This window comes from Paenarthrobacter sp., from assembly GCF_031180005.1.
In the GTDB taxonomy this organism is placed as follows: domain Bacteria; phylum Actinomycetota; class Actinomycetes; order Actinomycetales; family Micrococcaceae; genus Arthrobacter.
The window spans coordinates 1-11,117 of sequence record NZ_JAPSHI010000048.1 but is presented as its reverse complement, the minus strand read 5'-3'; the positions used below and the strand labels follow the sequence as shown (position 1 = coordinate 11,117).

Sequence of the window (11,117 nt, the reverse complement as noted above, 5' to 3'; positions counted from 1 at the left end):
ACCAAGCGCTCATTGCCCTGGCCCGACGACGCTGCGACACCCTCTACGCCATGCTCCGCGACGGGACCCTCTACCAATCCCCAACACCCACAACCACTTGACGAAAAACATAGGGACACTCTCACTTTCCTGAAGAAAGTGAGAGAGCGATCGGCTCAAGCCCGAGGGACGTGAGAGAACGTCCACATTAGAAGACGGGAAGCAGCCAGCGCCTAGTCCAGCACCAAACCCTTGCCGCGTCCGCGCGCGAGCATCACGGGATGGATCTCGCCGAAGCCGCGGACATTCTCCGACTTCTGAGGAACCAAGACGAAGCGGTCGTCCTGTCCAAGGGCAGCTGCAGTCATGGCGTCCACGAGCACCGTTCCTGGCTGCGCCAGCGTGGTCAGCCGTGCAGCCAGATTCACCGTGGGCCCGTAGATATCGCCAAGCCTGGAAAGGATACGGCCCCACACCATGGATACGCGGCACTGCGGCAGGATCTCGTCCTCTGTGAACGCTTGGGCCAAGGCAAGGGAAATCTCCGCTCCAGCCGCGGGGGTTTCAGCGATGTACAGCACTTCGTCGCCCACGGTCTTGACCAGTCGTCCGCCACCCACAGAAATGATCTCGGCGCATTTGTTCTCAAAACGCTGCACCAGCTGGGCGAGCGTTTTCTCGTTCATACGCCGCGACAGGCTCGTGTAAGAGACAAGGTCCGCGAATCCCACGGCCCGGGCCAAGGGCAACGGTGAATCGTCTTCATCGCCCTCGCGGCCCTCCTCGCTGGCCTGCAGCCCGGCTTCCGCCCTTACGGCAAGGCGCTGAACGCCGGCGTTGAGCTGGCGGCGGTAGGAGTACACCAGGATCTCTTCGAGGGAATCCACCAAGGCAGGCAGTTGCCCTACTAACTGCTTGCGGGCCACAGCATCAGGGATTCCCTGTTCGGAAACCATGTCCTCCACCAAAGCTTCGATCTGCCACACCACCATGCGGTCCGTCATTTGGCCGATGGAACGGGTAACGGAGATCGCGGCTTCCTCTGTCAGGAGCCCTGCACGGACCAAGTCCAGGATGCTGGACAGGGCGGCTTGGTCGCGTTCAGTGAACGCGACGTCCTCGTCCCCAAAGTTAGGGAATCCAAGTGCGCGCCAGATCTTGCGGGCCGACAGGATGGACACGCCCGCGCCGGCAGCAACTTCACGACGCCGGAGCTTGCGTTCGCCGCCAAGGAGCTTCGCCTCGAGCGCTTTAATAGCCAGGCGCTCCGCAGACATCACACCAGTGGGCGGACCTGTTTGCACCGATGCCGGAGCAGGCCCGGCCTCAGTCTCCTCGTCCACGGAAGGTTCCGGTACGGCGTCGAACTCCTGGTCCAGGTCCTCGCCGGACTGCTGATCCTCAACGCTCATCTCTTCCACCTTCTCTCAACTCCCATGGCAACTCGTCAAAATCCTTCAGTACTTCACCCTCAAAAACCTCACCCTGCGGGAGTTCGTCCATTGCGTCAAGAATGAAGCCCCGGAACTTCCCCACTTCGGGAACATCGGCCAGGACGGCTATTCCGGAGTGCCCGGTATCCAAGGATATATTCCCTGAGTGCAATGCCCGTTGGAGCATGCTCTGCTGGACACCAACGTTGCGGACGGCCATCAGCGATACCTGCCAATCACTTCGGCGAAACATTCCGTTCTTGGCAAGTACACGCCGGCTCGTCAGGATGTACTTGATCGACCGCCACCGCAACACGCGCTTGAGGCTGTACGCCGCTAGAAACCACGCCGCGAGGACAACAACGCTACCCACGAGCCAAGGCGTCCATTCCGCAGTGATGAACGGCGCCAGGCGCTGTGGGTTCTCCCTGACGATCCAAGCACAAGCAAAGCCCGTCAGTGCGGAAACCACGATGAAGGCCAGCACCGGAAAGAAGAGTGAACGGCCCTGTTGGCGCGTGATCGTGATGACCTGCTCCCCCGGAAGTAACTCTTTACGCATAACCGCTTTCTGTGGCGCGCAAGTGCACCACATCTCCGGCTGTCACTACGTGCTCCCTGCCGCCGTGGTCCACCACTAACAACGAGCCGTGCTCGTCCAAACGCGAGGCGTGGCCCACGAGTTCGTGGTCCCCGGGCAAGTGCGCCCGCACTTCGCGACCCAACGTCACCATGGCAGACTCAACGCGCTTGTGCAGCGACGGGCCCCCCACCAAACCCGCTGCAGGGTCTCCTTCCGAATTGCAAAAACTGCGGTACAACCTCGCGAAGCGCGAAAGGTAGCTCTTCAGCAGCGCGGTGCGGTCCGTCGTCGTGGCCCCTTCCAGGGCAAGCGAAGTTGCCGTGGGAACCGGAAGTTCGTCCTCGGCCAAGGACACGTTGAGGCCAACGCCCAAGATGACGGCCGGAACGGAGCCATCGCCCAGCGGAGTCATCTGGGCCAGGATTCCAGCCACCTTCCGCCCGTTGACCAGCACGTCATTGGGCCATTTGATCTCCGCAGTGATGCCGGCAGTTTCCTGCAGCGCTTCACGCAAGGCAACCGCAGCAAGCAGCGAGAGCCAAGAGTAGCTCTGCGTCGGGACAGGCATGCCTTCGGCCGTGACGGGGCGCAGCACCATGGAGACGGACACCGCTGACCGCTCGGGTGATTCCCAGTGACGGTCGAGCCGTCCTCGCGCTGCCGTCTGGTGTTCGGCTGTCAGCACGGAGAGGTCGGCCCACTTTTTCGGTTCCACCGTCACAGCCCGGACGAGGTCCTGGTTGGTGGATCCCGTGGATTCGACAATCTTCAGCTGGGAGATGCCGGTAGCCGACAAGAAGTCCGGCTGGAGCAGGGCATCGCGGTCCAACGCCCCACGATCCACAGAGGAACGGGATTGCCCGGACGTGACGTCTGCGGGCAAGTCCTTGGGTTCGCTGCTCTCTGGCTGTTCGGCATCCATAGCTGAATCCTATCCAGTTGCGGCGTCCCCGGATGATGGCTGCGCTGAAAAACGGCTATGAATCCACTTAGAGGAAGATGTCCGGGACCAGGCGGTCTTCGGGCGCACCGAGGCTGTAAGGGGTAAAGTCCGAAACGCCGGCAGCGCGCAGCACCTCTTCGTCGGTGTAGAAATTCCCAGTAGCACCTGACCCCGTCAGCACGGCGTGCGCGGCATCGGCCATGATTTCCGGGCCGCGGGCCGCTTGGACGATTTGCTGCCCACCGGGCATGTTGCGGATCGCGGCCGTGTCGATCAAGGTGCATGGCCAGAGTGAGTTGACCGATACGCCGTCGTCCTTCAGCTCTTCGGCGAGTCCCAGCGTGGTGAGGCTCATACCGTACTTTGCCATGGTGTACGCCAAGTGCATCCCGGCCCATTTCGGGTCCAGGTTCAGTGGTGGGGACAGGGTGAGGATGTGGCCGTGGCTGGATTCCCGCAAGGCGGGCAGAGCCAGCTTGGACAGCAGGAAGGTGCCGCGGACGTTGATGTCCTGCATCAGGTCGTAGCGTTTCATGTCCACGGCGTCGGTGCGGGACAGGTCGATCGCCGAGGCGTTATTAACCACGACGTCGATGCCCCCGAAACGCTCGACGGCGGCGGCGACTGCTGCGGCGACGTCGTCATCATTGCGGACGTCCCCGACGAGCGGTAGCGCCTGGCCGCCCGCTTCGACCAACTGTTCCGCTGCGGTGAAGACGGTCCCTTCGAGTTTGGGGTGTGGGTCGCCGGTCTTGGCCATGAGCACAATGTTGGCGCCGTCGCGGGCTGCGCGGGTGGCGATGGACAGGCCGATGCCACGGCTGCCGCCGGACATAAGGACGGTCTTGCCCTTGAGCGAAGCGGTGGCCACGTAGGGGGTGGTGCGTTGCGTTTGACCCTCTGTGGAGGCGGAGGAAGCGCCGTTGCTTGAAGTCATGGGGACACTCTAGCCCAACTATGTTACTGGCGGGTAACATGGTGTCGGCTTTGGCTTGGACACGGAAAATTGTAGGGTTTCTACAGCGGTTCGCGGCAAAGGCGTCACTAGACTGGCCTGCGGGGCCTGTTCTTTGTACGGAAGCTACTTAAGTCAGCTACTTGTCCGTGCCCTGGATTGCGCCAGCGAATATCAGCTAAAGAGCCGGAGACACTTGATGAGCCACGATCTGACAACGACAGCGGGAAAGATTGCCGACTTCCGCGACCGCCAGGCCCGTGCAGAACAGCCTTCCGGCCCGGAAGCAATCGAAAAGCAGCACGCTCGCGGCAAGAACACCGCCCGCGAACGCATCGACCTTCTGGTCGATCCCGGATCGTTCGTCGAGTTCGACGCCCTCGCAGTCCACCGATCCACCGCTTTCGGCATGGAAAAGAAAAAGCCGCTCGGTGACGGCGTGGTCTCCGGATACGGAACCGTAGATGGCCGACTCATCGCCATTTATAGCCAAGACTTCAGCGTCTACGGCGGCTCACTCAGCCAGGTCAACGGGGAAAAGATCGTCAAGGTCCAGGAATTCGCCCTCCGCAACGGTTGCCCGGTTGTCGGGATCAACGACGGCGGCGGCGCACGAATCCAGGAAGGCGTTGCTTCGCTGGCCATGTTCGCGGACATTTTCCGCAACAACGTCCACGCTTCCGGCGTGGTCCCCCAGATCTCCCTCATAATGGGCCCGTGCGCCGGCGGCGCTGCCTACTCCCCCGCCTTGACTGATTACGTGGTCATGGTGGACAAGACATCCCACATGTTCATCACCGGACCTGACGTCATCAAGACCGTCACCGGTGAGGACGTGGACATGGAAACCCTCGGTGGCGCGCGGCAGCACAACGCCACCACCGGCACCTCCACCTACCTGGCTTCCGACGAAGCCGACGCGATCGAATTCGTCCGCGAACTCCTGGACTTCCTGCCCTCCAACAACCTGTCCGAGGCCCCCGTGGTGGAGCACGACCAGGAACTGGAACTGAACGACGACGACCACGCGCTGGACTCGCTGATTCCCGACTCCGCCAACCAGCCATACGACATGCGCAAAGTCATTGAGCAGATCGTGGACGACGCCCATTTTCTGGAAATGCAGTCGCTCTACGCTCCCAACGTGATGATCGGCTACGGCCGCGTTGAGGGACACACCGTGGGCATCGTGGCCAACCAGCCCATGCAGTTCGCGGGAACCCTCGATATCTCCGCCTCGGAGAAGGCTGCCCGGTTCGTCCGCCACTGCGACGCTTTCAACATCCCCATCATCACGCTGGTTGACGTCCCTGGCTTCCTACCCGGTAAGGACCAGGAGTTCCAGGGCATCATCCGCCGTGGCGCCAAGCTCCTCTACGCCTACGCTGAAGCGACCGTTCCCAAGCTCACCGTCATCACCCGCAAGGCCTACGGTGGCGCGTACATCGTGATGGGCTCCAAGAAGTTGGGCGCTGACCTGAACCTCGCGTGGCCTACGGCCCAGATCGGCGTCATGGGTGCCCAGGGGGCAGTGAACATCCTTTACCGTCGTGACCTCGCTGCCGTCGCCGAAGCCGGCGGCGACGTGGAGGCCAAGCGCGCCGAGATCATCCAGGGCTACGAGGAAGAACTCCTCAACCCGTACCAGGCGGCGCAGCTGGGCTATGTTGACGCAGTTATTGCTCCCTCGGATACCCGCCTGCAGATCATCCGCGGACTCCGGGCCCTCCGCGACAAGCGCGCGAGCCTGCCCACCAAGAAGCACGGAAACATCCCGCTGTGATGGCGCCCAAGCATCGCGCCGATTTGGCGCCTGACGGAGTAGCCGCTGAGTCGCCTGCCGAACCGATGTTCTCGGTGGTCAAGGGCGAACCGACGGCCGAAGAGCTCGCGGCGCTCGCCGCCGTCGTGGTTTCACTGGGAGTCCGGCAGGAAGAGGCCTCGTCCAAGCCGAACGTCCGGCACTGGGTGCGTCGCCAACAACTCCGCCTGGACCCCACACCAGGTCCGGGTGCTTGGAAGCGCAGCAGGGGTTAATTCCGTCGTCCGTAGAAAGTTCAACAACCCTTTCACGTAAGCGTTGTCGCGGCTAGGCTCTGTGGGTGACTACTGCAAACACTCCCGTACGCCCGAAGTCCGCCATCGATGCCGTCGCTGACGCGTACACAGAAAAGCTGATCGAACTCAATCCCAGCTTCGCCACCACGCTGGGCTTGCCGGGACACGAAACGGAATACCCGGATTACTCGCCTGCTGGTGCTGAGGCGCATGCCGAGGCCACAAAGTTGGCCTTGGATGCTCTGGCAGGCCTTGAGCCGTCCGATGATGTGGACGCCGTCACCCTCGACGCCATGCGCGAGCGGCTCGGCTTGGACCTGGAGATCCACGAGTCAGGCTGGGATGCGGCCGACCTCAACAACATTGCCTCCCCCGCCCAGGACATTCGCGCCATCTTCGACCTCATGCCCACGGACACGGTGGAACAGTGGGAGCACATTGCCGGCCGTGCTGCGAACGTTCCCGGTGCGATCGAGGGCTATATTGCATCACTTCGCTCGGCTGCTGCCGCCGGAAGAGTAGCCGCCGCCCGCCAAGTGCGGATCGTCATTGAGCAGACCGGCAGGTACGCGGCAGAGGATGGCTTCTTCGCCAAGATGGCTTCCTCCGCTTCCCTTGGTGGGCAGCCTCTTCCTGCGGACGTCCAGTCAAAGCTCGACGCCGGGACTGCGGCCGCGCGTTCTGCGTACAGTGCCTTGGGCGACTTCCTTCGGGACGAGCTCCTCCCCGTAGCCCCGGAAAAGGACGCCGTGGGCCGTGAGCGTTATGCCTTGGCCTCCCGCTCCTTTATTGGCGCCGAAGTCGACCTGGAAGAAACGTATGCTTGGGGCGTCCAAGAGCTCGAACGGCTGATCAGCGAGCAGGAGAAGGTTGCCGGCCAGATAAAACCGGGCGCCTCGATTGAAGAAGCCAAGAGCATTCTCAATAACGATCCCGCCCGCCAGATCAAGGGCACGGACGCCCTCAAGGCCTGGATGCAGGAACTCTCCGACCGGGCAGTCTCTGAGCTCGCCGACGTCCACTTCGACATCCCCGACGTCATGAAAACCCTCGAATGCATGATCGCCCCCACCGATGAGGGCGGCATCTACTACACCGGCCCGTCCGACGACTTCTCCCGGCCCGGGCGCATGTGGTGGTCCGTGCCGGCAGGCGAAGACACCTTCACCACCTGGTCCGAAACAACCACGGTGTTCCACGAAGGCGTTCCCGGCCACCACCTCCAAGTAGCCACGGCAACGTATCGCCGCGAACTCCTCAACAACTGGCGTCGAAATGTTTGCTGGGTGTCGGGCCACGGCGAAGGCTGGGCACTCTACGCCGAGCAGCTCATGCTCGAATTGGGCTACCTCAAGGACCCGGGCGACCACATGGGTATGTTGGACGGCCAGCGCATGCGTGCTGCCCGCGTTGTGTTCGACATCGGAGTCCATTTGGAATTGCCTGTTCCCGAACGCTGGGGCACGGGGACGTGGACACCCGAGAAGGGCTTCGACTTCCTCAGAGCCAACCTCGACATCAGCGAAGGCCAACTCCAGTTCGAGTTCACCCGATACCTCGGCTGGCCCGGCCAGGCCCCGTCCTACAAAGTGGGCCAGCGTTTGTGGGAGCAGATCCGGACAGAGCTTGAATCCCGCGACGCCTTCGACCTCAAGTCCTTCCACAGCAAGGCCCTGAACATCGGTTCCGTGGGTTTGGACGTACTCCGACGGGCGTTGCTGGGCTGAGACGGGTCCGCCCAGCGGCCGGACATCCTCGGTGTGCTGCTCCTTCGGCGCTTTGACGCACACTGCCGGATGCCCGGCCTTCGGTCTTAGTACAGAGATCATCACCACATGTTTGGCGGGAATAACTTCACACTCGCGCGGAACTTCGCCGCTATTCAAGGCATAGGCCCGCTTGGAGGCATTGGGGCTGCGTAACATTTCTCAACGTCCGTTCGCTATGTTATTTGCGATGCACCTACCGTGTTCCGGTGAGCACCTCAACCAACACTTCCCCAGCAGCTGGCAAGACCGGCTTCCAGCTCCCCAAGTGGGCCGGATCCTTCGGCGTCCAGATCATCGCAGCCCTCATCGTCGGCCTTATCTTTGGCCTCATCGCCAAGTACACGGGCAGCACCAAGACCGCTCCCAATGGCCTCGGCGCTACCCTCCAGACGATTGGTTCCAGCTACGTCTCGTTGCTGCAGACCGCCGTCGTTCCTTTGATTTTCACCGCCGTGGTGAGCTCCATCGCGAACCTGCGCCAAGTCTCCAATGCCGCGCGACTGGCGTGGACCACTCTGCTGTGGTTCGCCATCACCTCACTGGTTTCGGTGCTGATCGGCATTGGGCTCGGCGTGCTCCTGCAACCAGGCGCTGCAACAGGCATCACCGAAGAGGCAAAGTACGCCGGCAAGACCGGTGACTGGTGGGCTTTCCTGATCGGCCTGTTCCCCAAGAACTTCCTTGGACTCGGCGCCAGCTCCACCGTCACCGAGAGCGCCAACGCTGCCACCACTGTCAGCACTGCCGTCAACTTCAACGTGCTCCAGATCCTGGTGATCGCCATCGCAATCGGCGTTGCCGCCCTCAAAGTGGGCAAGCAGGCTGAAGCCTTCCTGACCTTCAACGCATCCGCATTGGCAGTCATCCAGAAGGTCCTGTGGTGGATCATCCGCGTCGCCCCGCTGGGCACCATCGGCCTGATCGGAAACGCCGTGGCCATCTACGGCTGGGACACCATCGGCTCCCTGGGCAAGTTCACCGCCGCAATCTACATTGGCCTGGCACTGGTGCTCTTCGTCCTCTACCCCATTTTGGTCCGCGTCCACGGGCTGTCCGTCAAGCAGTACTTCTCCGGTGTTTGGCCGGCTGTCCAGCTGGCGTTCGTCTCCCGCTCCTCGATCGGCACGCTTCCGCTCACGCAGCGCGTCACTGAGCGGAACCTTGGCGTCCCTTCCGGTTACGCTTCCTTCGCCGTCCCGCTGGGTGCCACCACCAAGATGGACGGTTGCGCAGCCATCTACCCGGCCATCGCAGCGATCTTCGTGGCACAGTTCTTTGGCATCAACCTGGACTTCAGCCAGTACCTGCTGATCGTTCTGGTCTCCGTCCTCGGTTCCGCTGCTACGGCAGGCACCACCGGCGCCGTCGTCATGCTTACGCTGACCCTGTCCACGCTGGGTCTCCCGCTTGCCGGCGTCGGCCTCCTCCTGGCGATCGATCCGATCCTGGATATGGGCCGCACCGCCGTCAACGTCGCGGGCCAGGCACTGGTCCCCGCCATCGTGGCCAAGCGCCAGGGCATCCTGGACGAGTCACTGTACAACGCACCCCGTAACGGGGCAGCGTTCGCGGACGAGTTCGCCGCCGACAAGGCAGCGGCAGAAGTAAACGAGCGCGAACTGGCCGATTCAAAAGCCTAAGTTTGTGCCTCTATGGACTGGCGCAAATCCCCCGGGGAGTTCTCCCCGGGGGATTTGCCCGTTTAAGAGCGCAAGTCTGGATAGGCTCGGACCATGTTGATCGTCACCTCCAACGAAATCCCGGGCCACCGCATCGACGCCGTCTTCGGCGAAGTCATGGGCCTCACTGTCCGTTCACGCGATATCGGTTCCCAAATGCTGGCCGGCTTCCGCTCCCTCGGCGGCGGCGAACTGCCCGAAATGACCAAAGCCCTCTACGAAAGCCGCCAGGAAGTCATGGCACGCATGGTCAACGAGGCACAGCAGCGTGGCGCCAACGCTATTGTGGCTATGCGGTTTGATACCTCGGAAATGGGCACCAACTGGACCGAAGTATGTGCCTACGGAACCGCCGTGTACGTGCTGCCGCTGGGTGAGGGTGAGCCCGGAGCAACGGGCCAGTCAATCTACCTGACCAAAACGCCTGCGCAGCAGCAGAGCCAGCCGACTCCGCCCGCTCCCCCAACACAGTTCTAGCCTGGCCTTTCCGAGTCCCGCCCTGGTTCGTTCTCCTCGCCCTTCAACGGTGGGCATGACAGACCAGGGCGGGACTTTTTGCATGCCCTCTCCCGACCAAATTGCGCAGAGTGCAAACTTGCACTTAGTGTAAGTATGTGATCCAAACCAGTAGACAGGAAGCCTCTGCGGAGTCGTCCACAACTGCTGAGCCCGCTACCCCCTCACGGCGCGAACTCAACAAGGCGGCCACCCGCAGCTCCATCGCCTCCGCAGCCCTGGACCTTTTGCGCAGCAACGGGTCCGGTAATTTCACCGTGGAAGACATCGCCGCCAGCGCGGGTGTCTCACGGCGAACCTTTTTCAACTACTTCCCCAGCCTCGAAGCCGCCCTGGCCTCCGTAGCCGACGGCTTCATGGACCACGCGCTGGAGCAGTTCCGGCTGCGCCCGGCGCACGAATCGATCCTCGAATCCGCGCAGGCCGCCCTCATGGCGCTGGCCGATCCCATGTCCGTGGCTCCCATGGCCGAGCTGTTCAGCCTGACGCAGGACAACCGTCAGCTGGCCCGCTCCGAACTTGAAGCCTGGGAGCACTGCACCGAGCAGATCATTGACGCTGCCCGCGGCAGGCTCGGCACCGGCATCAGTGAGCTCTACCTTCACGCCCTCGCAGGTTCCGTCATCTCCTGCGGTAAAGCGGCAATGACCGTCTGGTTCGCCGAATACGGACCAGATCTTTCCCCCAAATCCCTCGCCGTCCTCCGCCAGCACCTCATCGATGCGATGGGCCTTCTCGGCGCTGGCTTCGCGCCGCCGTCGGACGCGTCCCTGCACGCCTCAGCAGCCTCACCTTCCGTTTCAACCACCAAAGATCGGTTCTGACATGGCCTCGTTCCTCTACCGTCTCGGCAAATTTTCGTATCGCCGCCGCTGGCTGGTCATCTCCATATGGCTGGCCGTCATGGTGGCAGTGGGTGGCTCAGCCGCAGCGTTCCACGGCACCATGTCCAACAACTTCACCATCCCGGGCACCGAAACCCAGCAGATGGCGGACAAGCTGAAGGAGGCCCTGCCCGGTTCGTCAGGCGGCTCGGCCAGCGTAGTTTTCGACGCCGCAGATGCCGGCTTCGACCAAGCCAAGAAGGACGCGGTCGCCGCTGCGCTCATCAAGCTGGAAGCCATGCCGGACGTGCAGGGCACCGTAAACCCCTTCACAACGCAGGAGCAATTGGACAAGGCCGCCGCGGACCTTGCCGCCGG

Annotated in this window: 10 protein-coding genes and 1 pseudogene; 7 read left to right on the top strand and 4 right to left on the bottom strand. The window is 62.5% G+C overall.

Annotated features, from left to right (window positions below; translation table 11 throughout):
- Positions 1–212: 212 nt before the first annotated feature.
- The 4 genes from RIF72_RS19400 to RIF72_RS19385 form a co-directional block, all read right to left on the bottom strand.
- The gene (locus RIF72_RS19400) at positions 213–1,391 is read right to left on the bottom strand and encodes an adenylate/guanylate cyclase domain-containing protein (RefSeq protein ID WP_309076423.1); all 1,179 of its coding nucleotides are present in this window, start codon (positions 1,389–1,391) and stop codon (positions 213–215) included.
- Positions 1,381–1,974, bottom strand: a complete 594-nt coding sequence (locus RIF72_RS19395; protein ID WP_309076422.1) for a PH domain-containing protein — start codon at positions 1,972–1,974, stop codon at positions 1,381–1,383. The genes RIF72_RS19400 and RIF72_RS19395 overlap by 11 nt, the downstream gene beginning before the upstream one ends.
- A complete protein-coding gene (locus RIF72_RS19390) occupies positions 1,967–2,917 on the bottom strand; it encodes a biotin--[acetyl-CoA-carboxylase] ligase (protein WP_309076421.1) in 951 nt (316 codons plus the stop codon). The genes RIF72_RS19395 and RIF72_RS19390 overlap by 8 nt, the downstream gene beginning before the upstream one ends.
- A 67-nt stretch (positions 2,918–2,984) precedes the next feature.
- The gene (locus tag RIF72_RS19385; protein WP_309076420.1) at positions 2,985–3,875 is read right to left on the bottom strand and encodes an NAD(P)-dependent oxidoreductase; all 891 of its coding nucleotides are present in this window, start codon (positions 3,873–3,875) and stop codon (positions 2,985–2,987) included.
- 217 nt (positions 3,876–4,092) lie between these two features.
- Here RIF72_RS19385 and RIF72_RS19380 point away from each other — a divergent pair, with 217 nt between their 5' ends.
- From RIF72_RS19380 to RIF72_RS19350, 7 genes and pseudogenes are all read left to right on the top strand, one after another.
- Positions 4,093–5,676 carry an acyl-CoA carboxylase subunit beta gene (locus RIF72_RS19380; RefSeq protein ID WP_091466248.1) on the top strand — a complete coding sequence of 528 codons (1,584 nt, stop codon included), beginning with the start codon at positions 4,093–4,095 and terminating at the stop codon, positions 5,674–5,676.
- Positions 5,673–5,930 (top strand): acyl-CoA carboxylase epsilon subunit, encoded by a 258-nt coding sequence (locus RIF72_RS19375; RefSeq protein ID WP_375164255.1) that lies wholly within the window; start codon positions 5,673–5,675, stop codon positions 5,928–5,930. The genes RIF72_RS19380 and RIF72_RS19375 overlap by 4 nt, the downstream gene beginning before the upstream one ends.
- A 65-nt stretch (positions 5,931–5,995) precedes the next feature.
- A complete protein-coding gene (locus RIF72_RS19370; protein WP_309076419.1) occupies positions 5,996–7,678 on the top strand; it encodes a DUF885 domain-containing protein in 1,683 nt (560 codons plus the stop codon).
- Between the two features lie 248 nt (positions 7,679–7,926).
- A complete protein-coding gene (locus tag RIF72_RS19365) occupies positions 7,927–9,360 on the top strand; it encodes a dicarboxylate/amino acid:cation symporter (RefSeq protein WP_309076418.1) in 1,434 nt (477 codons plus the stop codon).
- 93 nt (positions 9,361–9,453) lie between these two features.
- Positions 9,454–9,876: a YbjQ family protein gene (locus tag RIF72_RS19360; RefSeq protein ID WP_309076417.1), complete on the top strand. Its 423-nt coding sequence runs from the start codon at positions 9,454–9,456 to the stop codon at positions 9,874–9,876.
- Between the two features lie 137 nt (positions 9,877–10,013).
- The gene (locus RIF72_RS19355) at positions 10,014–10,739 is read left to right on the top strand and encodes a TetR/AcrR family transcriptional regulator (protein ID WP_375164254.1); all 726 of its coding nucleotides are present in this window, start codon (positions 10,014–10,016) and stop codon (positions 10,737–10,739) included.
- A gap of 1 nt (position 10,740) precedes the next feature.
- Positions 10,741–11,117: pseudogene (locus RIF72_RS19350) on the top strand (RND transporter); the annotation flags it as partial.

What these genes read in the sequence shown, in the direction of transcription:
- RIF72_RS19400 (WP_309076423.1), bottom strand. Translation starts at nt 1,391, where the DNA reads ATGAGCGTTGAGGATCAGCAGTCCGGCGAGGACCTGGACCAGGAGTTC.
- RIF72_RS19395 (WP_309076422.1), bottom strand. Translation starts at nt 1,974, where the DNA reads ATGCGTAAAGAGTTACTTCCGGGGGAGCAGGTCATCACGATCACGCGC.
- RIF72_RS19390 (WP_309076421.1), bottom strand. Translation starts at nt 2,917, where the DNA reads ATGGATGCCGAACAGCCAGAGAGCAGCGAACCCAAGGACTTGCCCGCA.
- RIF72_RS19385 (WP_309076420.1), bottom strand. Translation starts at nt 3,875, where the DNA reads ATGACTTCAAGCAACGGCGCTTCCTCCGCCTCCACAGAGGGTCAAACG.
- RIF72_RS19380 (WP_091466248.1), top strand. Translation starts at nt 4,093, where the DNA reads ATGAGCCACGATCTGACAACGACAGCGGGAAAGATTGCCGACTTCCGC.
- RIF72_RS19360 (WP_309076417.1), top strand. Translation starts at nt 9,454, where the DNA reads ATGTTGATCGTCACCTCCAACGAAATCCCGGGCCACCGCATCGACGCC.